Source organism: Amycolatopsis sp. NPDC023774, from assembly GCF_040639695.1.
GTDB lineage: Bacteria > Actinomycetota > Actinomycetes > Mycobacteriales > Pseudonocardiaceae > Amycolatopsis.
Window position 1 is genome coordinate 170,348 of the sequence record NZ_JBFAAJ010000012.1, and the last position, 21,939, is coordinate 192,286.

Annotated in this window: 20 protein-coding genes and 1 pseudogene; 11 read left to right on the top strand and 10 right to left on the bottom strand. The window is 69.2% G+C overall.

Going from position 1 to position 21,939, the window contains the following annotated elements; translation table 11 throughout:
- Positions 1-42: 42 nt before the first annotated feature.
- Both ilvA and AB0F91_RS24910 read right to left on the bottom strand, forming a co-directional pair.
- Positions 43-1,299, bottom strand: coding sequence for a threonine ammonia-lyase IlvA (gene ilvA / locus AB0F91_RS24905; RefSeq protein ID WP_360600951.1), 1,257 nt, complete (start codon positions 1,297-1,299; stop codon positions 43-45).
- A gap of 482 nt (positions 1,300-1,781) precedes the next feature.
- Entirely contained in the window at positions 1,782-3,209 is a 1,428-nt protein-coding gene (locus AB0F91_RS24910; protein WP_360600953.1) for a short-chain fatty acyl-CoA regulator family protein, read from the bottom strand.
- Positions 3,210-3,438: 229 nt separating this feature from the next.
- Between AB0F91_RS24910 and aceA the strand changes: the two genes are divergently transcribed.
- The gene (aceA, locus tag AB0F91_RS24915; RefSeq protein ID WP_360600955.1) at positions 3,439-4,728 is read left to right on the top strand and encodes an isocitrate lyase; all 1,290 of its coding nucleotides are present in this window, start codon (positions 3,439-3,441) and stop codon (positions 4,726-4,728) included.
- 67 nt (positions 4,729-4,795) lie between these two features.
- Complete coding sequence (gene aceB / locus AB0F91_RS24920; protein ID WP_360600957.1) at positions 4,796-6,403, top strand: malate synthase A; 1,608 nt, start codon at positions 4,796-4,798, stop codon at positions 6,401-6,403.
- 381 nt (positions 6,404-6,784) lie between these two features.
- On the opposite strand, the gene AB0F91_RS24925 is transcribed toward aceB, so the two are convergent.
- Positions 6,785-7,318: a TetR/AcrR family transcriptional regulator gene (locus AB0F91_RS24925; RefSeq protein WP_360600959.1), complete on the bottom strand. Its 534-nt coding sequence runs from the start codon at positions 7,316-7,318 to the stop codon at positions 6,785-6,787.
- 94 nt (positions 7,319-7,412) lie between these two features.
- Here AB0F91_RS24925 and AB0F91_RS24930 point away from each other — a divergent pair, with 94 nt between their 5' ends.
- Positions 7,413-7,871 (top strand): nuclear transport factor 2 family protein, encoded by a 459-nt coding sequence (locus AB0F91_RS24930; RefSeq protein WP_360600961.1) that lies wholly within the window; start codon positions 7,413-7,415, stop codon positions 7,869-7,871.
- Between the two features lie 58 nt (positions 7,872-7,929).
- Positions 7,930-8,730 (top strand): class I SAM-dependent methyltransferase, encoded by an 801-nt coding sequence (locus AB0F91_RS24935; RefSeq protein ID WP_360600963.1) that lies wholly within the window; start codon positions 7,930-7,932, stop codon positions 8,728-8,730.
- Between the two features lie 66 nt (positions 8,731-8,796).
- On the opposite strand, the gene AB0F91_RS24940 is transcribed toward AB0F91_RS24935, so the two are convergent.
- Together AB0F91_RS24940 and AB0F91_RS24945 are read right to left on the bottom strand one after the other, a co-directional pair.
- Positions 8,797-9,375, bottom strand: coding sequence for a metallophosphoesterase family protein (locus AB0F91_RS24940; RefSeq protein ID WP_360600965.1), 579 nt, complete (start codon positions 9,373-9,375; stop codon positions 8,797-8,799).
- Positions 9,376-9,526: 151 nt separating this feature from the next.
- Complete coding sequence (locus tag AB0F91_RS24945; protein ID WP_360600967.1) at positions 9,527-10,159, bottom strand: phosphoribosyltransferase family protein; 633 nt, start codon at positions 10,157-10,159, stop codon at positions 9,527-9,529.
- A gap of 35 nt (positions 10,160-10,194) precedes the next feature.
- On the opposite strand from AB0F91_RS24945, the gene AB0F91_RS24950 reads away from it, so the two are divergent.
- Entirely contained in the window at positions 10,195-10,449 is a 255-nt protein-coding gene (locus AB0F91_RS24950; protein ID WP_360600969.1) for a hypothetical protein, read from the top strand.
- Between the two features lie 139 nt (positions 10,450-10,588).
- Here AB0F91_RS24950 and AB0F91_RS24955 read toward each other — a convergent pair whose 3' ends face one another.
- On the bottom strand, positions 10,589-11,842 hold the full coding sequence (locus tag AB0F91_RS24955) for a glycosyltransferase family 4 protein (RefSeq protein ID WP_360600971.1): 1,254 nt from the start codon (positions 11,840-11,842) through the stop codon (positions 10,589-10,591).
- A gap of 79 nt (positions 11,843-11,921) precedes the next feature.
- Between AB0F91_RS24955 and AB0F91_RS24960 the strand changes: the two genes are divergently transcribed.
- Positions 11,922-13,724 carry a sugar-binding domain-containing protein gene (locus AB0F91_RS24960; RefSeq protein ID WP_360600973.1) on the top strand — a complete coding sequence of 601 codons (1,803 nt, stop codon included), beginning with the start codon at positions 11,922-11,924 and terminating at the stop codon, positions 13,722-13,724.
- A 77-nt stretch (positions 13,725-13,801) separates the two neighbouring features.
- Here AB0F91_RS24960 and AB0F91_RS24965 read toward each other — a convergent pair whose 3' ends face one another.
- From AB0F91_RS24965 to AB0F91_RS24975, 3 genes are read right to left on the bottom strand one after another with little or no spacing between them, the layout of a single operon-like run.
- A complete protein-coding gene (locus AB0F91_RS24965) occupies positions 13,802-14,290 on the bottom strand; it encodes a glutathione peroxidase (protein WP_360600975.1) in 489 nt (162 codons plus the stop codon).
- A 15-nt stretch (positions 14,291-14,305) separates the two neighbouring features.
- The gene (locus tag AB0F91_RS24970) at positions 14,306-15,829 is read right to left on the bottom strand and encodes a glycoside hydrolase family 57 protein (protein WP_360600977.1); all 1,524 of its coding nucleotides are present in this window, start codon (positions 15,827-15,829) and stop codon (positions 14,306-14,308) included.
- Positions 15,826-16,599 (bottom strand): class I SAM-dependent methyltransferase, encoded by a 774-nt coding sequence (locus AB0F91_RS24975; protein WP_360600979.1) that lies wholly within the window; start codon positions 16,597-16,599, stop codon positions 15,826-15,828. Before AB0F91_RS24975 ends, AB0F91_RS24970 begins: the two co-directional genes overlap by 4 nt.
- 53 nt (positions 16,600-16,652) lie before the next feature.
- Here AB0F91_RS24975 and AB0F91_RS24980 point away from each other — a divergent pair.
- A pseudogene (locus AB0F91_RS24980) lies at positions 16,653-17,078 on the top strand (hypothetical protein).
- Here the strand turns inward: AB0F91_RS24980 and AB0F91_RS24985 are convergent.
- Complete coding sequence (locus AB0F91_RS24985; protein WP_360600981.1) at positions 17,059-17,895, bottom strand: DegV family protein; 837 nt, start codon at positions 17,893-17,895, stop codon at positions 17,059-17,061. The pseudogene AB0F91_RS24980 and the gene AB0F91_RS24985 overlap by 20 nt on opposite strands.
- Before the next feature lie 243 nt (positions 17,896-18,138).
- Between AB0F91_RS24985 and AB0F91_RS24990 the strand changes: the two genes are divergently transcribed.
- The 4 genes from AB0F91_RS24990 (at position 18,139) to AB0F91_RS25005 (ending at position 21,777) form a co-directional block, all read left to right on the top strand.
- The gene (locus AB0F91_RS24990) at positions 18,139-18,924 is read left to right on the top strand and encodes an electron transfer flavoprotein subunit beta/FixA family protein (protein WP_360600983.1); all 786 of its coding nucleotides are present in this window, start codon (positions 18,139-18,141) and stop codon (positions 18,922-18,924) included.
- Positions 18,925-18,952: 28 nt separating this feature from the next.
- Positions 18,953-19,912, top strand: coding sequence for an electron transfer flavoprotein subunit alpha/FixB family protein (locus AB0F91_RS24995; protein WP_360600985.1), 960 nt, complete (start codon positions 18,953-18,955; stop codon positions 19,910-19,912).
- A 162-nt stretch (positions 19,913-20,074) separates the two neighbouring features.
- Positions 20,075-20,857 carry a GNAT family N-acyltransferase gene (locus AB0F91_RS25000; protein WP_360600987.1) on the top strand — a complete coding sequence of 261 codons (783 nt, stop codon included), beginning with the start codon at positions 20,075-20,077 and terminating at the stop codon, positions 20,855-20,857.
- Positions 20,854-21,777 carry a lysophospholipid acyltransferase family protein gene (locus tag AB0F91_RS25005; protein ID WP_360600989.1) on the top strand — a complete coding sequence of 308 codons (924 nt, stop codon included), beginning with the start codon at positions 20,854-20,856 and terminating at the stop codon, positions 21,775-21,777. The genes AB0F91_RS25000 and AB0F91_RS25005 overlap by 4 nt, the downstream gene beginning before the upstream one ends.
- Positions 21,778-21,939 lie beyond the last annotated feature (162 nt).

Genomic DNA, 21,939 nt, shown 5'->3' on the forward strand with positions numbered 1-21,939 from the left:
CCCGTTGCCGTTCAGTGGCGAATGCTCCTGACCAGGAGAACGTCAGAGCAAGAAGTGGAACAGCGGGCTCCCCGGCTCCACCTGCTCGACCTGCAGCGGGCTCGCCTCCAGCCGCTTGAGCAGGCTGGGCAGCTCGGCCGGCCGCGGGATCTCGATGCCGATCAGCGCCGGCCCGAGCTCGCGGTTGTTGCGCTTCACGTACTCGAAGCGCGTGACGTCGTCCTCCGGTCCGAGGATCTCGTCGAGGAAGCGCCGCAGCGCGCCCGGCTCCTGCGGGAAGCTGACGAGAAAGTAGTGCTTCAGCCCTTCGTGCATCAGCGAGCGCTCGAGGATTTCGCTGTAGCGGCTGACGTCGTTGTTGCCGCCCGAGACGATGCAGACCACCGTCTGCTCGGGTTCGACGAGAACCGTGGTCCCGAGTGCGGCCGATGCCAGCGCGCCCGCGGGTTCGGCGATCACGCCGTCGGCCTGGTACATCGCCAGCATCTCCGTGCACACGGCGCCCTCGGGCACGGAGGTGAGCTCGGCGCCGCTGTCGCGCACGAGTGGGTAGGTCACGCCGCCGGCTTCACGGACCGCGGCGCCGTCCACGAACGAGTCCACCGCGTCGATCCGCACCGGCTCGCCGGCCTCCAGCGCCGCGGCCATGCACATCGCGCCGGCCGGCTCGACGCCCACGACGCGGATCTCCGGGTGCCGCTCGTGCACCCACGTCGCGATGCCGGCCAGCAGGCCGCCGCCACCGACGGGGACCACGAGCACGTCCGGCACGAAGCCGAGCTGCTCCACGACCTCCAGCGCGACCGTGCCCTGGCCGGCGACGGTGCGGGGGTCGTCGAACGCGGGCACGAGCGTCGCGCCGGTGCGCTGGGCGTCGTCGTTGGCTGCGGCGAACGCGTCTTCGTACGTTTCGCCGACCACGATCACCTCGATGTGCGCGCCACCCAGCGTCGCAATGCGCTCGCGCTTCTGCCGCGGCGTGGTGCCCGGCACGTACACGCGGCCATTCGCCCCCAACCGGCGACACGCGTACGCCACGCCCTGCGCGTGGTTGCCGGCGCTCGCGCACACGACGCCGCGCGAGCGCGTGGCCTCGTCGAGCTGCACGATGAAGTTGTAGGCGCCGCGGATCTTGTACGAGCGGACCGTCTGCTGATCCTCCCGCTTCAGCCACACCCGCGCGTCCACGCGGGACGACAGCCGGGCGTTCGGCTCGAGCGGCGTCCGGGTGACCACACCCGTGAGCCGCTCGGCGGCCTGTTCCACCATCTGGGCACTGACGGTATCGATCCGTTGCACGATCGTTGAATCTACTTCCCGCTCATCGTGACGTCCGAGGCGGTGCGGGCGGCAGCTTGCGGCCAGCCGTCACCGAGTGTGGTGCGAGCGGCCTGATTTGCGCGCTCATGAACGTTTCGGACGAGCGGTCCGGCCGGTCTCGGTCGTGTTCGCTGTCGCCTTCTTCATCGGCCGGAACCACGGTGTTGCCGGCCATGGGCGAGCAGCCACCGGCGTCCTGTGGCGTCGGCTTGCTCGCGGTCCCCTGGCGTTGGCGTATTCGGTGATGCGACCTTGGCTGGGCGGCCGTCGGGGCCGGATCACGCTCACCGTGCTCACTGTTGTCTTGCTGGTGCCCGGCTACGCGGCGGTGAGCGCCCTGGTCGACGCCCACGTCCTGCCGTTCATCGGTGTCCTCGACCTCATGCTCGGCGGGTTGTCACACATCGGCCTCGTACTCGCCTACCTGCTCCGCCGCCAACACCTATCTCCGCCTCCACAGCTCATGAACTCTTCGGCACCGCCGGGTACGGGACGAACGTGCTGGTGTTCTCGTCGACCGTCAGCGGCTTGCCGATCGCCGGGAACGCGCGTTGCGAGCAAGCCGGGCGTTCACAGACTTTGCAGCCCATCCCGATCGGCGTCGCCGCGGCGGGCTCGTCCAGGTCGAGGCCGGTGGAGTAGACGAGCCGTCCCGCGTGACGGAGTTCGCAGCCGAGACCGACAGTGAACGTCTTGCCCGGGCTGCCGAAGCCGCCGATGTTGCGCGAGACCGTGCGCGCGACCCAGAAGTAGCGTTTGCCGTCGGGCAGGGCGGCGATCTGTGTCAGGATTTTGCCAGGCGAAGCGAACGCCTCGTAGATGTTCCACAACGGACACGCGCCGCCCACGCGCGAGAAATGGAACCCCGCGGCCGACTGGCGTTTGGACATGTTCCCCGCCCGGTCCACGCGCACGAACGAGAACGGGATGCCCCGCTGCTTCGGCCGCTGGAGCGTCGAAAGCCGGTGGCACACCGTCTCGAAGCCGACGCCGAAGTGGTCGCACAGCCGCTCGATGTCGTAGCGGAACTTCTCCGCCGTGGCCAGAAAAGGGCCATACGGCAGGATCAGCGCGCCGGCGAAGTAGTTCGCCAGGCCGACGCGCGCGAGCGTCCGCGCGGCCGGTCCCGAGAACGCCCAGGAATCGGCCAACTCGGTGATCAGTTCGTCGTACTCCAGCAACGCGATCTGCGAAGCCATCCGGAACGCTTGTTGCCCCACACGCAAGCTCGGCGCGAGCCGCAACACGCGCGTCGCCGGCTCGTAGCGGTGCTGCTGACCTGCGGCTTCGTTCAACCCTTCACTTGTGACCTCCACGCCGTAGCGCTGCCAGAGGCGATCCTTCAACGACGTCAGCGCCGAGCCACGACGCAACGGGATCTCCGCAGCCATGCGTTCCGCTCGCTCGTCGAGTTCCGCGACGTAGTTCTCCCGCTCGTAGAAGAAGTCGCGCACCTCTTCGTGCGGCAATGGCGCCGCGGCGCTGCCGTGCAGGCCGAGGCCGTTTTCCGTGGTCAGCGCGACCGTGCTCTCCACGGCGTTGCGGTAGCTGCGGTGCAGCTTCACCAGCGCCTGGGCGATCGACGGCAGGTTGGAGGCCAGCTCGTTGAGCTCGCTCGTGGTCACCTCGACGCCAACGACCTCGTCGAGCAAAGCCTCTTTCACGTCCGCGACCAGGCGAGACGTGTCGTTGTTGGCGAAGAACTCCGTGTCGACGCCGAACGCCTGCGTGATCCGCAGCAGCACCGGCACTGTCAACGGCCGCGAGTTGTGCTCGATCTGATTCAGGTAGCTCGGTGAGATCTCGAGCACACGAGCGAGGTCGGCCTGGCTCATCGAACGGCTCTCTCGGAGATGCCGTAGCCGCGCCCCGGCGAAAGTTTTGTCCATCGCTCCTCCGATCGGCCGGAAGGTTTCCGCCCCTGAACGATTACGTGAACGATCAAGGCCGTGGATTTTCACCCAGCTTGCCAACCAATGATTCGCAAGCTTTGCAAGATGCTACGCATCCTTCACATAAATTGGCAAATTGGAGCTATAGACCGCCTATTCGTGCTCGTGTCAGGGTCGTAGGCAGGCAAGGCGAGCAATCGCAAACTTCGCAACACGGGAGAGTCCGATGACCGAGCAGGCCAAGCAGCTCGACCAGGCGGCGGCCGAGCTGGCCGAGCAGTGGAAGACCGACCCCCGCTGGGCGGGCGTCCAGCGGACCTACTCGGCCGCCGACGTGGTGAAGCTGCGTGGCTCCGTCATCGAAGAGCACACGCTCGCCCGTCGGGGTGCGGAGCGGCTGTGGGAGCTCCTGCACACCGAGGACTACGTCCACTCGCTGGGTGCGCTCACCGGCAACCAGGCCGTGCAGCAGGTCCGCGCGGGCCTCAAGGCGATCTACCTGTCCGGCTGGCAGGTCGCGGCCGACGCCAACCTGGCCGGCCAGACCTACCCGGACCAGAGCCTCTACCCGGCCAACTCTGTCCCGGCCGTCGTCCGGCGCATCAACAACGCGCTGGGTCGCGCCGACCAGATCAACTGGGCCGAGGGCAACACCGACATCGACTGGTTCGCGCCGATCGTCGCCGACGCCGAAGCCGGTTTCGGTGGCCCGCTGAACGCGTTCGAGCTGATGAAGGGCATGATCGCCGCCGGCGCCGCGGGCGTGCACTGGGAGGACCAGCTCGCGTCCGAGAAGAAGTGCGGCCACCTGGGCGGCAAGGTGCTGATCCCGACCAAGCAGCACGAGCGCACGCTCAACGCCGCCCGCCTCGCCGCGGACGTGCTGAACGTGCCGACCCTCGTCGTCGCCCGCACCGACGCGCAGGCCGCGACGCTGCTGACCAGCGACGTCGACGAGCGTGACCAGAAGTACCTGACCGGCGGTCGCACGGCCGAGGGCTTTTACGAGGTCAACAACGGCATCGAGCCCTGCATCGACCGCGGCCTGGCCTACGCGCAGTACGCCGACCTGCTGTGGATGGAGACGTCCACTCCGGACCTCGAGATCGCCCGCAAGTACGCCGAGGCGATCAAGGCCGAGTACCCGGACCAGATGCTGGCCTACAACTGCTCGCCGTCGTTCAACTGGAAGAAGCACCTCGACGACGACACCATCGCGCGGTTCCAGCGCGAGCTCGGCGCCATGGGCTACAAGTTCCAGTTCATCACCCTCGCCGGCTTCCACGCGTTGAACTACTCGATGTTCGACCTGGCCCACGGCTACGCCCGGGAAGGCATGACCGCCTACGTCGGCCTGCAGGAGCGCGAGTTCGCCTCCGAGGAGCGCGGCTACACCGCGACGAAGCACCAGCGCGAGGTCGGCACCGGTTTCTTCGACCTGGTGTCCACGGCCCTGAACCCGGAGAGCTCGACCACCGCGCTCAAGGGGTCGACCGAAGAAGACCAGTTCCACTGACGTTCTCCGCGGGCCGGCGACCCGGTCGCCGGCCCGCACCCCCTTCTTTCCCTTGCGGAGGTACGAGATGGCCGAGAAGCTGAACTACCGCATCGAAATCACCGGTCCCGCCGGTGACCGGTTCGCCGAGATCCTGACCCCGGCCGCGCTGGAGTTCGTGGCCAAGCTCGACAACGCCTTCGCCGGACGTCGTCGCGAGCTGCTCGACGAGCGCCGCCGCCGGCGCGAGCGCGTGCAGTCGGGGGAGGAGCAGCTGGACTTCCTGCCGGAGACGCGCCGCATCCGCGCTGACGACAGCTGGCACATCGCGCCGCCGGCGCCCGGTCTCGAGGACCGCCGTGTGGAGATCACCGGCCCGACCGATCGCAAGATGACCGTCAACGCCCTGAACTCCGGCGCGAAGGTCTGGCTCGCGGACTTCGAGGACGCGACTTCGCCGACGTGGCACAACATCGTCGACGGCCAGCTGAACCTGTTCGACGCCATCCGCCGCGACATCGACTTCACCACCGAGTCGGGCAAGCGCTACACGATCGGCGAGGACCCGGCGACGATCGTCGCTCGCCCGCGCGGCTGGCACCTGGTGGAGAAGCACATCCGCATCGACGGTCGCCCCCTGTCGGCGAGCCTGGTCGACTTCGGGCTGTACTTCTTCCACAACGCGCGCCAGCTGATCGCCCGCGGCAGCGGCCCGTACTTCTACCTGCCGAAGCTCGAGAACCACCTCGAGGCTCGCCTGTGGAACGACGTTTTCCTGTTCGCGCAGAACGAACTCGGCATCCCGCGCGGCACGGTCCGGGCGACCGTGCTGATCGAGACGATCACCGCGGCGTTCGAAATGGACGAGATCCTCTTCGAGCTGCGCGAGCACGCCGCCGGTCTCAACGCGGGCCGCTGGGACTACATCTTCAGCGTCATCAAGAACTTCTCCGAGCACGGCGCCGATTTCGTGCTGCCGGACCGCGCGCAGGTGACGATGACGGTCCCCTTCATGCGCGCCTACACCGAACTGCTGGTCCGCACGTGCCACCGCCGCGGCGCGCACGCGATCGGCGGCATGGCGGCGTTCATCCCGAGCAAGGATCCTGACGCCAACGCGACGGCGTTCGAGAAGGTCCGCCAGGACAAGGAACGCGAGGCGGGCGACGGGTTCGACGGCTCGTGGGTCGCGCACCCCGGCCTGGTCCCCGTCTGCCGTGAGGTCTTCGACAGCGTGCTCGGTGGCTGGCCCAACCAGTTGGGACGGCTGCGGGACGACGTCGACGTCTCGGCCGCGGACCTGCTCGACGTCGCTTCGGCCGGCGGCGAGGTGACGGAGGCCGGTGTTCGCGCCAACATCAACGTCGCCCTGCGCTACATCGACTCCTGGCTGCGCGGCACGGGCGCCGCCGCGATCCACAACCTCATGGAAGACGCCGCGACGGCCGAAATCGCGCGGTGCCAGGTGTGGCAGTGGATCCGCAACGGCACGAAGTTCGCCGACGGCACGGCGTTGACGCGTGAGCTCGCCGTGGAGTTCCTGGACACCGAGTTCGAATCGATCCGTGCCGACCTGCCCGCCGGCCACCGCCTCGACGACGCCCGGGCCATCTTCACCGAGACCGCCCTGGGCGAGAAGCTCCCGAGCTTCCTCACGACGAGCGCCTACGCCCGTCACCTGTGCGACGCGCGGTGATCCCGCTCCGGCCGCCCCTGACCTGACCGGGGGCGGCCGGTTTTCCCGCACCGCTTTTTGGGACGGTGCGGCGAGACGGGTCCGGTGGCGGAGGCTCCCCGCCGCCGGACCCGGGTTTTCGGCTGTTGCCGTCCAGCGGCTATGTGATGGCGTTTTTTGGTTTGTCGGCCGTGGGTGGAGATGGTCTGTCGCCGCTGAATGGCGACCGACTTTCGGCGTCGCCAGTTGGCCATCCCCCGCGGAGATTGCCGGTGAGGGTTTTGGCCGCGCCGGTACCGGGACAGCTCTCCGTTGAGTGGCGATTTGTCGACGAAGGCGCCGATTGCCGTTCAGCGGCCACGGTCTGACTGGCCGCTCATCGGCGAATTCAGGGCCGCCGTATCAGCGCCGCGCGGCCAGCAGCGTCGCCGCGGCCGCACGGGCCGTGCCGGCCTCGCCGGGGTCGCCCTTGATCGCGGCGAGCACCGTAGCGCCCTCCATCAGGGAGAAGAGCTGGTTGGCGAGGTCGTCGTCGGCGACGAGCCGGCGCAAGTACGCGCGCACTTCGTCCTTGTGGTTGTGGATGGCCGCGGCCACACCGGGCGCGAGCGTCCCGAACTCGCCGAACGAGTTCACGAACGCGCAGCCCCGGAAGTCGGGCTCGCTGAACCACTTGTGCAGCCAGTCGAAAACGGCCAGCGGGTCGTCGCCCCGGGCGGCCACGAACTCGCGCAATGACCGGCGCCAGCGTTCGTCGCGCGTGTTCAGGTAGGCGGCCACAAGGTCGTCCTTGGAAGGGAACACCTGGTAGAGCCGCTTGAGCGAGACGCCGGAGCGGCTGCGCACGGCGTCCATGCCCACGGACTGCACGCCCTGGGCGTAGAACAGGTCTTCGGCGGCCTCGAGTAGCCGTTCGGTGGCTTCCGCGGTGTTCACGTGGTGTCCCTCTAGTGTGGAGAATCAACGTTCTCTATGCTAGCCGACACCAGGGAGAACGAACGTTCTCCCGCGATCCGCGCAGGAGCCCGCCATGACACCGCGCCCGCCGTTCCCGCCGTTCGACGAGGACACCGCACGCCAGAAAGTCCAGGCCGCCGAGGACGCCTGGAACACGTGCGACCCGGAGAAGGTCTCCCTCGCCTACACCGAGGACTCCGTGTGGCGAAACCGCGACCAGTACGTCGTGGGCCGCGCGGAGATCGTAAAGTTCCTGACACAGAAGTGGGAGCGCGAGCTCGACTACGCGCTGCGCAAGGAATTGTGGAGCTTCAGCGGCAACCACATCGGCGTGCGGTTCCAGTACGAGTCGCACAACACCGAGGGCCAGTGGTTCCGCAGCTACGGCAACGAGCTGTGGGAGTTCAGTGACGAAGGCCTCATGCGCCGCCGCGAGGCGAGCATCAACGACCGCCCGATCGCGGAAAGCGAACGCTGGATCTTCGGCAAGCGCCCGGAATCCGAGCACGGCAAGGAGTTCCCGATCTTCTGAGCCTCGGCCGTGAGCGAACGCGCGTGATTTCTCCCCGAACCACCGCCAGGATCCAGACATGAGCTTGGGATTCAGTGGAGAAGTCACGGAGTTCTACCACCGCTACCACCGCTACCGCCGCTACCGCCGCGGTTACCCGACGGCGGTGTTCGACGCGATCGCCGCCGAGTTCGCCCTGGCCGGGGACGATGTGGTCCTCGACCTCGGGTGCGGCACGGGACAGCTCGCGGTGCCGATGGCCGCGCGGGTCCGGGCGGTCGCGGGCATGGACCCCTCGCCCGACATGCTTTCGCGCGCCCGCCGCGCCGCGGCCGACGCCGGCGTGACCAACGCGTCGTGGCTCCTGGGTGGCGACACCGACGTCACCGCGCTGAATTCCCTGCTCCACGGTCTTGGCGCCGTCACCATCGGGCAAGCATTGCACTGGATGGACCACGCGACGCTGTTCCCCGCCGTGAAGCCGATGCTCCGGCAGGGCGGAGGCATCGCGGTGGTCACCAACGGCGTGCCGCTGTGGCTCCAGGACAGCGACTGGTCACGCGCGCTGCTCGACGTGCTGTCCGCCTGGTTCGGCCGGCCGCTCACCGCGGCCTGCGGAACGGACGGCGCCAGCCAGGACCGCTACCGCGCCGCGCTGGTCGGCGCCGGCTACGACGTCGGCCTCCGCACCGTCGACTACACCGGCGACCTCACCGCGGAAGAGATCATCGGCGGTGTCTACTCGGCCATGGGCGAGGACGAGTTGCCACCCAGTGGCGAACGGCCGGCTTTCGAGAACCGCATCCGTTCGGCGATCGAGCCTCACGCGCCGTTCCGCGAACCGGTGCGTGTGACGATCCTGACCGGTCGCGTGCCCTGAGTCCTATCGCCGCTGAGTCTTGTCGCCACTGAGTGGCAACACCAGGTCAGCGGCAGGTTTTGCTGGTCAGAGGCTGGTTTCGGCCGGACTCCCGAGCTCGGTCAACTCCGTGGTGACGGCGTCGAGGTGGATGGGGCGAAGGTCGTTGACGTCCATCCCGACGTTCAGCTGCCGGCCCCGCTTGCGCCACGCACTGTGGACGTGACCGTGCAGCAGCCACAGCCCCTCGTCGGGCAGGCGGTACTGCGACCCGCGGTCCTCGCCGACGTGGTCGCCTTCGTACGGGAAATGGCTGAGCAACACGTTCTGCCCGGCGATCCGGCGGCGCGCAAACGCTTGCACCGTGGCGAAATGCTCCAGCCACGCGCGTTGGTGCCGGTGGGCCTGGCGCAGCCCGGGCCACGGCTCGTCGTGGTTGCCGGTGATGAGGTGGATCTCGCCGTTCAGCTGCCGAAGCGTGTCGGCGAACCGTGCCAGCCGGCCCATGCCGACGTCACCCAGGTGCCACACCTGGTCGCCCGGCCGGACGGTGGCGTTCCACCTCTCGACCACGAACGCGTCGTGCTCGGGCGGCGTTTCGAACCCGCGCAAGCCCGCCACGAGCTGGTGGTCGAAGTGGGTGTCGGCGGTGAACCAGACGTCCATGATCGGGTTTCTCCTCGGTGTCGACGTCGGCCCATCGCCGGGGTGGCGACGCAGGCATACCTTGCGCTCCGAACCTCCCTCGCGCCAGGGATTTTCATCATTCGGCGGCGCTCGTCACTGTCCGTTGTGGATAGTGGGGTGAAGGTCCCCTTCATCCGTTCCGGAGGAGCCGCATCACGGTCGCGTCCGACACCTGGGTGAAGTCGGCGTACCAGCGCCCCACGGCGCTGAATCGCCTCGGCGCGGCGACGGCGACGAACTGGTCCACCTCGCCCTCGAACTCGGCGACGGCATCGGGCGCGCACACCGGCACGGCCAGCACCACGCGCCGCGCGTCGCGGAGGTCGCGGACGGCGGCCATCGCGGTCACGCCGGTTGCCAGTCCGTCGTCGATCACGAGCACGTCGTGGCCGGCCACCGCGACCTCCGGACGCCCGTCGCGATAGACCGCCAAACGGCGACGTGCCTCGGCCCGCTCTCGCGCACACGCCGGCTCCATCGCTTCCGGCGTGAGCCCGAAGGCGCGCAACGCCGGCGTCGAGTAGTAAGGCGGCCCCTCCGCTGTCACCGCGCCGACGCCGAACTCTCGCCGCCCGGGTGCCCCGATCTTCCGTGCGACCACGACGTCCAGCGGAGCCCCGAGCGCCCGGGCGACCTCGGCCGCCACCGGCACGCCCCCGCGCGGCAACCCGAGCACGACGGGCTCGACCCACGGCTGCCTGGCCAGGATTCGGCCGAGTTGCCGCCCGGCGTCGATTCGATCGAAGAACAACGTTCTCGTCACGGCCGCGCCACCAGCCAAGACGCGACCCCCGTGGCATGCGGATCGTTGAACATTTCATGAGCCGAAGAACGGCGAAACCCTGCCGCACAGCGCATCCCGACGACAGCCGGAACGAGCCCGGCCGCGTGGTCGACGAACGGAAATACCATGCGTTCCAGATTCCCGCGGCGAAGCCGGATGAACCGGTCACCCGCCGCGTTCAGGCAGGCCTACCTACTGCTTCCCCTATTGTTTCGCGCGCGGCGACGGACGGCGGCTTCGAGCACCAACGAATTTCCAGGGAGCCGTGATGACCAGCAGATCCAGAGCCGTCGTCGCTGCGGTGCTCGCTGTTTTCGCCCCTTGCTCTCACCGCTGCGCCTGCGGTTTCGGCGCGCGCGCAGGCCCACGCGCCCGCGTCCGGCCCTGCCAGTTCTGACGGCGGGCCACTCAGAGTTCGAACGCGTTGCCCGTCGCGATCTTCGGGCGTCCCAGCTCGATCGGCTCACCCATGCGCGCGCGCCGGTAGACGTCCGCGGTCGCCTCGGCGATGCGTCCCCAGTCGAAGTCCGCGGCGAGGCGCGACTGTGCCGCTCGTGCGCGCCGGGTCGCGGCGGCGGCGTCGCCGAGGACGGTCGTGACCGCCGCGGCCAGACCCGCGACGTCGCCCGGTTCGAACGCCAGGCCCGTTTCCCCGTCGACGACCACCTCGCCGAGGCCGCCCGCCGTGGACGCGACGAGCGGTGCCTTCGCGGCCGCGGCCTCCAGGGCGACGATCCCGAACGGTTCGTACCGGCTCGGCAGCACCACGGCGTCGGCCGCGGCCAGCAGCGCCCGCAGGTCACGGTCGGGCAGGTGCCCGACGAAGTCCACCGCGCGGCGAATCCGCAGCTTGCGCGCCTGAGCGACCAGCTCGTCATGGTGTCGCCCTTTACCGGCGACGACCACCCGCGTGCCCGGGAACCGGCGACGGATGCGGGGGAGCGCCGCCAGGAGGTCCTGTACGCCCTTCTCCCACTCCAGCCGGCCGAAGAACAGCAGGAACGGCGCTCCGTCGGGGCTGTGCCGTTCGCGCATCTTCGCCACCTCGGCGGCCGAGACGCGCCAACTGCGTTCTTCGATGCCGTTGTGGATCACGGCGACGTCGGCGGCCTCGATCTCGAACAGGTGCGCCACTTCCTCGCGCATCGCCTTCGAACAGGTGATCACGGCGTCCGCGCGGTTGGCCAGCCACCACTCGACGGAGTGCACCTGCTGGTTGAGGGGGTGCGAAAGCCAGCCGGAGTGCCGGCCGGCTTCGGTCGCGTGGACGGTGCCGACCAGCGGCACACGCGCGGCCTCGGCGATGGCGATCGCCGGATGCGTCACGAGCCAGTCGTGCGCGTGGACGACGTCGGGCTGCCACGTGCGCAGCAGGTCCTGCGCGGCGCGGATCATGGCGTGGCCCATGGCGAGCGTCCACGCGACGAGGTCACGCTCGAACGTCAGGTGCATCGGGTCCTCGGCCACGCGGATCAGCCGCACGCCCTCGATGTCGCGGTCGCTGCGCGGGTGCGTCGACGCGTCGGTGCCGGCCTCGTGGCGGCAGAGAACCACCACGTCGTGACCCTGCTGGACGAGGTGTCGGGCCAACGCGTGCACGTGCCGGGCGAGCCCGCCGATGACCACGGGCGGGTACTCCCACGACAGCATCAGCACGCGCATGGGCAGAGGTTACTCGCCAGTCGCTTCCGTCGGGCGGCCCGGCTGTCGCCGCCCTCGATCTCTGTCACCATCGGAGGTGATGACTTCCAGCCAGCCCGAGTGGCAGCGCGCGGATCCGCCCCTGACGACGCCGTGGACCGACTTCGTCAGCCCCTCCGACGTGCTTCCCGAGTACCCCAGACCACAGCTGAGGCGGCCGCGGTGGCTGAACCTGAACGGCGTCTGGGACTACGCGGGGTGGCCGGCTTCGCCCGAGGAACCGCGGCCCGTCGGCTACGGCGAGCGCATCTTGGTCCCCTTCGCGCCGGAATCGGCACTTTCCGGAATCAACCGGCATGACGAGGTCCTCTGGTACCGGCGGCTGTTCGAGATTCCCGACGACTGGCGTGGCGAACGCGTGCTGCTGCACTTCGGCGCGGTCGACCAGACGGCGAAGGTCTGGGTGAACAACCAGCTCGTGCTCACCCACGAGGGCGGCTACACGGCGTTCGAGGCGGACGTCACCGATGCGCTGCGTGCGTCCGGGCCGCAGGAGCTGACCGTTCGCGCCCAGGACCGCACCGACATCTCGCCGTTCCCCCTCGGCAAGCAGCGCAACGCGCCGGGCGGCATCTGCTACACGCCGGCGTCCGGGATCTGGCAGACGGTGTGGCTCGAGCCGGTGCCGGTCGACCGCGTCGAGGACCTGGAGATCACTCCGGACCTGGCCGGCTTCGCCGTGTTTCCCCAGGTCAAGGGTGGTGCTCAAGTCGAGCTGAGCGTTTCGCCACCCAGCGGCGACGAGATCGTCAGCGTCCGTGGGGCCGCCGGCACGAGGCTGCGGGCGGACGTCCCGGAGCCCCACTGGTGGACTCCCGACGATCCCTATCTGTACGACCTCACCGTGCGCCTGCTCGACCACCACGGCGACGTGCTCGACGAGGTCACCACCTACGGCGGACTGCGCACCGTCGAGCTCGTCCCGGACTCCGCCGGACGCCCCCGCATCGCCCTCAACGGCCGGATCACCTTCCTCCACGGCCCGCTCGACCAGGGTTATTGGCCCGACGGCGGCTACACCGCGCCGACCGACGACGCTCTGCGGTTCGACCTCGAAAAGACGAAAGAGCTTGGCTTCAACTTCGTCCGCAAGCACGTGAAGGTCGAGCCCGCGCGCTGGTACCACTGGGCCGACCGGTTGGGGCTGCTCGTCTGGCAGGACATGCCGTCGCTGGTGGTGTCGTTCGACGGGCCGCCAGGGCCGGCACCGGACCCGGTGCCCGAGGGCAAGGAACGCTTCGAGACCGAGCTGCGGGAAATGGTTCGGCAGCTGCGAAACGTGCCGTCGGTGATCGCGTGGGTGCCGTTCAACGAGGGCTGGGGCGAGTTCGACACGGCGCGGATCGCCGAGCTCGTGAAGGAGCTCGACCCGAGTCGCCTCGTCGTGGTGAACAGCGGTGTCAACTGCTGCTTCTCCCGCACGGACACCGGCGCCGGCGACGTCTACGACGACCACACGTACGTCGGTCCCGGCGAGCCGCGCGTGCAGGACCACCGCGCGCTCGTCGACGGCGAGTACGGCGGCCTCGGGCTCGTCCTCGACGACCACCGCTGGCCCGGCTCGCCCAACGCGTACGAGATGACCACTGATGCCGATCACCTCACGCGCCGTTACGCGGAGCTCAGCGCCCGGCTGGAGTCCCTCGTCGGCGAACTGGGCCTCTCCGGGGCGATCTACACCCAGACCACGGACGTCGAAAACGAGGTCAACGGCCTCCTCACCAACGACCGCCGCGTGACCAAACTGGACGCGGACGTCGCAGCGCCCCGCAACCGCGCGGTCATCGCCCGCGGCTCGTCCCCGTCCGTCGAAGCCGCGGAGGAACCACAAAACCCCAGATAGGGACGTTTCGCCACTGAACGGCGACACGAAAAGGGCGGGAACCCCAACGGACTCCCGCCCTTCGCCGGCCGTGAAAATCAGGCGGGCAGCGCGGCCTCGATCGCCTTCACCACGGTCTCGTCCTCGGGCTCGGTCCGCGGCCGGAACCGGCCCACGACCTCACCTTCGGAGTTGATGAGGAACTTCTCGAAGTTCCACTGCACGTCGCCGGCTTCGCCCTCGGCGTCGGCGGTCTGGGTGAGCGTGGCGTACAGGGGGTGACGGTCGTCGCCATTCACCTCGACCTTCTCGAACAGCGGGAAGGTGACGCCGTAGGTGGTGGAGCAGAACGTCTGGATCTCGTCGGCCGTCCCTGGCTCCTGGCCGGCGAACTGGTTGCACGGGAACCCGACGACGGAGAAGCCCTTGTCGCCGTAGCGTTCCTGCAGCCGCTCCAGACCGGTGTACTGCGGGGTCAGGCCGCACTTCGAGGCGACGTTGACCACCAGCAGCGCCTTGCCGCCGAGCGCGCCAAGGGTGGTGTCCTCACCCGAGAGCGTCTTCAGCGGGATGTCGCGAATGCTCATTCCTCCGTGTCCCTTTCACTTGTGTGGCAGTAGCTGTCGTGCGTCCAGCTGTCCGAACGGTCCGTCGGCGCGGCGGTAGGCCACCGCGCGCTCGTGCGCTCCGGTGCGGTCGCCGGCGCGCAGCAGCCCGGCGAGCTCGTCGAAACGCGAGGTGTGCACCCGGGCGCGCCGGCGTGCGTAGTCCGCGGCGGAGTCCTTGGTGACCATGAACGCCCAGTCACTCGACAACGCCAGCATCGCCTCCGCGACGGCCTGGTCGGCCACGGTGTCGCGAGCAGTCCCCCCGCGCTCGCCGAAGTGCCCGGAGACGAGGTCCAGCAAGCGTTTCTGCAACGCCGTGTTGTCCTGAACCATGTCGGCCACCTGCTCGCCGTCCCACACGCGCCAGTCCTTGCCCGAGCCCCACGAAGACGCCGGCAGATCGATCGGCGCCCCCACGTGGCCGGCTTCCAGCGCGCCCTTCAGCGTTGTCACGCGAACGCCCACCTCGGGCAACGCGCGCAGGACCCCCTCGAGCCACGCGGGACCCTCGTGCCACCAGTGCCCGAACAGCTCGGTGTCGTACGCCGCGACCACGAGCGACTCACGCCCGTGCTGCGCCCGCAGCGAACGCAGCCGCGCGACGACCGTGTCGACGAAGTCCTTCACGTGCGTACCGAGCACGTCGGCCGCGAGCGCCGGGTCGTACGGTGCCTTCTCGTGCGGCGGCACCTGCTTGCCGGTGACGCGCGACGCCTTCAGCCCCACTTCGTGTGCCCAGGTGTGGAAATCGCGGTACGCGGCGTGGCCGGGGTAGCCGGCTTTCGGCGACCAGACGCGGTACGTCACCTCGAGGTCGCGCCCGAAACACACCACGTCCGACGGGCCGACCGTGCGCGCCGCCGACGTGTCGCCGCGCAGCGACGGCCCGTCGACCAGAAAACGCTGCACGCCCGCGGCCGCGTAACCCCGCTCCATCCCCGGCTCGTAGCCGCATTCCGGTGCCCAGATGCCCTCCGGTCGCCGCCCGACGCGCAGCTGCGTGTCGGCCAGGCCTTCGCGCAGGGCGAACGCGCGGACATCCTCGTCAAGCAACGGCTGGAACGGGTGCGCGAGCGGTCCCCCCAGCAGCTCGATCGTGTCACTGTCCACAAGTGACCGCAGGATCGGTGAGAACCCGTGGCGCCAGCGTGTCTCCAGCTCCTCCGTCGCGCGCACGGCGGTCTGGTGCTCGGCTGCGGCCAGGTCGCGTAGGAGCGGGTCGCCGCCCCACAGCGTCGACGCGTGCTGTGCGCGCAGCTGCCAGTGGCCGAGCCAGTCGTGGCACGCGCGGATCGCGTACGGGTCGTCGAGCTGCGCCGCGAGCACGGGCGTCATGCCGAGCGTCAGGACGTCGCGTCGCCCCTCAGCGGCGAACCGCCGCAGCAGGTCGACGACCGGCAGGTACGAGTGCGCCCACGCCTGGTAGAGCCACTCCTCGCCGACGGGCCAGCTGCCGTGGTGCGGCAACCAGGGCAGGTGGCTGTGCAGGACGAGGCAAAAGGTGCCTTCCGAGGTCACGGGCGCACCGCCACCGCGACCAGATCGAGGCTCGCGTCCAGGTCCTCACCGCGGACGGAGAAGTCCTCCGACCCGATCGCCGCGACGTCGGCGAGCAACCTCGCCGGCCACACGGCCTGCCCGGGCAGCGAGCCCATCACCACCTCGAGTTGCGCGGCGATGATGGAGCCGCCGTACGCGCGTTCCAGCTCCTGCAGCCGTGCCCCGTGATGCAACCCGTGTAGCGATTGGACGGCGAACCCGGCCGCACGCAGCAGACCGTCCAATTCGGACGGTGCGAGCTCGCGCGTGTGGTACGGGTTCAGCGGCGCGTCGGAATCCGGTGTGAACGTGAGCCGGTTCGGCGTCGTGACCAGCAGCTTCCCGCCCGGCCGCAGCACGCGGAAGCATTCGGCGAGGAACCCGTCCTGGTCCCACAGGTGCTCGATCACCTGGAAGTTCGCGACCACGTCCACGGATTCGCCGCTCAACGGCAAATACGCGAGGTTCGCGCGCGCCACCGCGACGTCGGGGTACCGGCGCGCGACGTGTTCCGTGGTCGGCGCGTCGTAGTCGAGCGCCAGCACGCGCCGCGCCGTCTTCGCGATCAGCCCCGCGCCGTAACCCTCGCCGCAGCCCGCCTCCAGAACCGTCGCGCCGGCGCAGTGGGGGAGCAGGGCAACGTAGGCGGCTTCGTGGCGACGGAACCAGTAGTTCTCCTCGGGGATGCCGGGGACGGTCCGTTCGCCGGTGAGGTGCAGTGCCTCGGCCCGGGTGGCTGCGTTGGTCACCTGCGCGACCCTAGCGCGTGTCACGTTCCTGACCGCCGTCTCGTTCCAGACCCATGCAACGGACCCTCACGCGCGTACTGCTGGTGCTGCTCGGCGTCGTCACGGCGGCGACGGGACTGTGGCCGCTCCTGTCGCCCCTGGGCTTCTACCAGGACTTTCCCGGCTTCCGCCACGGCTGGGTGAGCATGGACGGAGCGTTCGACGAACACCTCATCCGCGACTTCGGCGCCCTCAACCTGGCGCTGGCGGCGATGCTGATCGGCGCCGCCGTGATCGGCACCACAGCCGTCGCACGGCTGGCGGCCGTGGCGGCGCTGCTGTTCGCCGTGCCGCACTTCGTCTACCACCTCGGGCACGTCGGCCACTTCGCGACGGTCGACTAAGTGATGATCCTGTCGACGCTCGCGCTGGGCGTGCTGGTGCCGCTGGTTGTGCTGTTCGTGCCGGGTCGGCGGCCAGTCAGGTCGGCGACACCGTGATGCTCAGCGCGCCCGGGCCGACATGCGCGCCGATCACCGTGCTCGCGTCGCCGACCACGACGTCCGTGATCCCGGGGATCCGGTCCCTCAGGCGTCGCACGACCTCGGTCTCGTCGGAGCCGAAGCGCGTCACGGCGATGTCCACGCGCTGGTCACCCGCGGCCTTCACCGCGAGGTCCACGAGTCGGTTCATGGCGCGTTTCGTGCCGGGAACACGTGCCAGCGGCGAAACCTCACCGTTACGGACAGTGAGCAGTGGCTTGATCGAGAACGCCGTGCCCACCAGCGACTGGGCGGCTCCGACGCGTCCCGTGCGCCGGAGGTACTCGAGCGTGTCCACGTAGATCAGCTCGGTGGCGGCGCGCACGCGGCGCTCGGCGGCTTCGAGCACGCGCGCGAGCTGACCTCCGGCGCCGGCGACGCGCGCGGCCGACACCGCTGCGTAACCGAGGCTCATGCTGGCCGTTCCGCTGTCGATGATGTGCACGGGGATCCGGACCTGCTGAGCCGCCTCGCGCGCCGCCTGCACGGTCTCCGAAAGGCGACCGGAGATGTGCAGACTGACGATGGCTGACGCGCCGCGCGCGGCGGCGTCCTGGTACGTCCAGAAGAACGCACCTGGGTCGGGCGGCGAGGTGGTGACGCTGTGGCCGGACTTCATGGAGGCGATGAGGTCATTGCGGTCGAACCGGTGTTCGTCGTCCGTCTGATCCCCGACGTGCAGCTGGACCTGCACCACGCCGATGCCCCAACGGGCGGCGAGTTTGTCGGGCAGGCACGAGGTCGAGTCCGTGACTACGGCGATGTGCGCGGGCATGGTGCGGGAGATTAACGCCTGTCGGCCTACTGCCAGTAGCCCACCGTTGGTCCGATCGGGCGAGCGGTGTGCTGGACGGGTTAACCGGCGGACTATCGGGACGATGGTCTCAAAAGATTGCTCATCCAGGTGAATGCCGTCACCTCGGCGGGTCTCCCCACCTGAATGGCCCTAATCTACCGGCCAGTAGAGCACTGTCCCGTGGCCGAGAGCCGGCCCGAACCGGGAGGTCGAAGAAGACCCATGACGAACATCGTTGTCCTGGTCAAGCAGGTACCGGACACCTACTCGGAGCGGAAGCTCTCCGGTGCCGACAACACGCTTGACCGCGAATCCGCAGACGCCGTGCTCGACGAGATCAACGAGAAGGCCGTCGAAGAGGCGCTGAAGATCAAGGAGGCGGGAGAGGGCGAGGTCACTGTGATCTCCGTCGGCCCCGACCGCGCCACCGACGCCATCCGCAAGGCGCTGTCCATGGGCGCCGACAAGGCCATCCACGTCTCCGACGAGGCGCTGCACGGCTCCGACGCCATCGCCACCGCCAAAGTGCTGGCCGCCGCGATCGGCAAGGTCGAGGGTTACGACCTGATCATCGCCGGCAACGAGGCGTCCGACGGCCGCGGCGCCGCCGTGCCGGCGATCGTCGCCGAGCTGCTCGGCCTGCCGCAGCTGACCTACGTGCGCCGGCTGACCGTCGAGGGCTCCAGCGTGAAGGCCGACCGCGAGACCGAGGACGGCATCACCCACCTCGAGGCGAACCTGCCCGCGCTCGTGAGCGTCGGCGAGAAGATCAACGAGCCGCGCTACCCGTCGTTCAAGGGCATCATGGCCGCGAAGAAGAAGCCGGTCGAGACGTTCACCGTCGCCGACCTCGGCATCGACGCGGGCGAGGTCGGTCTCGCCAACGCGTGGTCCACCGTGCTCGAGTCGTCCCCGAAGCCGCCGCGCACCGCTGGCGAGAAGGTGGAGGACGAGGGCGATGGCGGCACCAAGGTCGCCGAGTACCTGGTCGCGCAGAAGCTCATCTGAGACACGGTTTCGAGGAGGATCACAAAATATGGCTGAAGTACTCGTCCTCGTCGACCACGTCGACGGTGATGTCAAGAAGGTCACGCTCGAGCTGCTGACCGCCGCCCGCGCGCTGGGTGAGCCCTCGGCCGTCGTCGTGGGCCCCACGGGCACCGCGGCCAAGGCCAAGGAAGCGCTCGCCGGCCACGGCGCCGCGAAGATCTACGTCGCCGAGGGCGACGACGCCACGACCTACCTGGTGACCCCGAAGGTCGACGTGCTGACGAAGCTCGCGGAGCAGGCTTCGCCGGCCGCCGTGCTCGTCGCCGCCAGCGCCGAGGGCAAGGAGGTGGCCGCGCGCGTCGCCGTGCGACTGGGCTCCGGTCTGCTCTACGACGCGGTGGGCGTGAACGCCGACGGTTCGGTGGACCAGTCCATCTTCGGTGGCGCGTTCTCCGTGAAGTCCAAGGCTGCCAAGGGCGCGCCGGTGATCTCCGTGCGTCCGGGTGCCGTCGAGGCAGAGGCCGCCGACGGTGCTGCGGCCGAGGAGACTGTCGACATTCCGGCGCAGGACGCGGCGAAATCCGCGAAGGTGACCGGTATCGAGCCGGTCGTCGGTGGCGACCGTCCGGAGCTCACCGAGGCGTCGATCGTCGTGTCGGGTGGCCGTGGTGTTGGTTCGGCGGAGAAGTTCGACGTCGTCGAGAAGCTGGCCGACTCGCTCGGCGCCGCTGTCGGCGCTTCGCGTGCGGCCGTCGACTCCGGCTACTACCCGGCGCAGTTCCAGGTCGGCCAGACCGGCAAGACCGTGTCGCCGCAGCTGTACATCGCGCTCGGCATCTCCGGTGCGATCCAGCACCGCGCCGGCATGCAGACGTCGAAGACCATCATCGCCGTCAACAAGGACGCCGAGGCGCCCATCTTCGAGATCGCCGACTTCGGCATCGTGGGCGATCTGTTCAACGTCGCGCCGCAGCTGACGGAGGCCGTTGAGAAGCGCAAGGGCTGACGTTTTCCGCTTCGAAGGCCGCTGGGCGATGCACCGCTCCGCGGCCTTCGGCGTTTGTCGGACCCTGAGAAAAGCCTGAGAACCTGCAATTAACTCAACGTGCACTAATCGGTCATCGATTGGCACTCTCCGCGGTTTCCAGGTCGCAGGTACACAGTGTTCATGACGTCGTCTCAGCTCCTCGTCAGCACTGATCAGGCGGGTGTCGAGCTCCCGGCCGATGCGCCGAGGTACTCCCTGCTCGTGGCCCACGCGAACGAAGAAGTGCTCGCCGCGCAGAAGCTGCGGCACCAGGTTTTCGCCGAGGAGATGGGGGCCCACCTCAATTCCCTGAAAGCCGGACTCGACGTCGACTACTTCGACGAGTTCTGCGACCACCTCGTGGTGCGCGACGACAAGACCGGCGACATCGTCGGCTGCTACCGCATGTTGCCGCCGGAGCGGGCCTCGCAGGCCGGCAGCCTGTACTCCGACAGCGAATTCGACCTGACGGCCCTGTCCGGCTTGCGCTCGACGCTCGTCGAGACCGGCCGCTCCTGCGTACACCCGGACCACCGCAGCGGCGCGGTAGTCAGCCTGGTGTGGGCGGGAATCGCGCGGTACATGCTGCTTTCCGGTCACCGCTACCTCGCCGGCTGCGCGTCGGTGCCCCTCAGCGACGGCGGCAGCTACGCCGCGGGGGTCTGGGATGTGTTGCGCGCCAAGCACTACGCCGACGAGTCGCGCCGCGTTTCGCCCCTGCACCCGTGGGATTCCGACTCCGTCGTCCGTCCCGACCGAGCCATGCTGCCGCCGCTGATCAAGGGCTACGTGCGGCTCGGCGCCGAGGTGTGCGGCCCGCCGGCACTCGACGAGGACTTCGGCGTCGCCGACTTCTTCGTCCTGCTCGACCTGCACAAGATCGACGAGCGTTACCTCAAGTTCTTCCTCGGAGTGCAGGTATGAGCCACGCCTGGATGCCGGCGTCCCCCTGCGGCGACGGCTGCCTCACCGAAGGCGCCGCCACGGTTTCATTCGCGCGCCGCGTGCTGCGCTTCGCGTCGGCGATCGGCGTGGTCCTGGCGGCCCTGCTGACGGTGCCGCTGTTGTTGGGGCTGCGCGGCCGGGGCCGGGAACGCCTGGTTCGGGCCATTTTCCGTTCGGTGCTCCGCGCGTTCGGCGTGAAGCTGTTCGTCCGAGGCGGCGCCGACTTCCTCGCCGCCCCTGCCGGCCGCGGCGCGCTGGTGGTGAACAACCACATCTCGTGGCTGGACATCGTCGCCATCAACGCCCTTCGCCCCATGCGCGCCCTCGCCAAGGTCGAGATCGGCTCCTGGCCGGTCCTCGGCACCCTCGTCCGCCGCGGCGGCAGCATCTTCCTCGACCGCGAACGCCTCCGCACGCTGCCCGCCACCATGACCGAGCTCGCGGACGCGCTGCGTTCAGGCTCGCTCGTCAATGTCACCCCCGAAGGCACCACGTGGTGTGGCCTCGCTTCGGGCCGTTTCACCTCGGCGACGTTCCAGGCCGCCATCGACGGCGGCGTGCCGGTCCGGCCAATCGCCCTCCGCTACCGCCTCGCCGATGGCCGCGAGACCAGCATGCCGGCGTTCATCGGGCCGGAGTCCCTCATCGCCTCCCTGCGGCGAGTGGCCTCCCTGCGCGGCCTGGTCCTCGAGGCGCACGTCTGCCCGGAGATCGCTCCCGGTCGTGCGGAGGACCGCCGCTCGCTGGCTGCTCTGGCGGAGGCCTCGGTGCACTCGGTTCTCGGGACGGTCCGGATCCCGGCCCAGGGTCGCCGGCGGGTATCTCCGGCTCCCACTGCCAAGGCTTCCGTCGAGACGGCCGAGCCACACCCGGCCCACCGAGCTGGCTCTGTTGCTTGACCTGCAGGTTCTTGGGTGTCGCCGCTGAGCGGCGACACCCGCGAAGCGCTGCTCTGCTCCGAAGTGATACTCGCGTTGCTGTCGCCACTGGGTGTCGCCGCTGACTGGCGAAACCCGGCAAGCACGTTCGACCCGACCTCAGGTCCGTACTGGCCGCCGAAC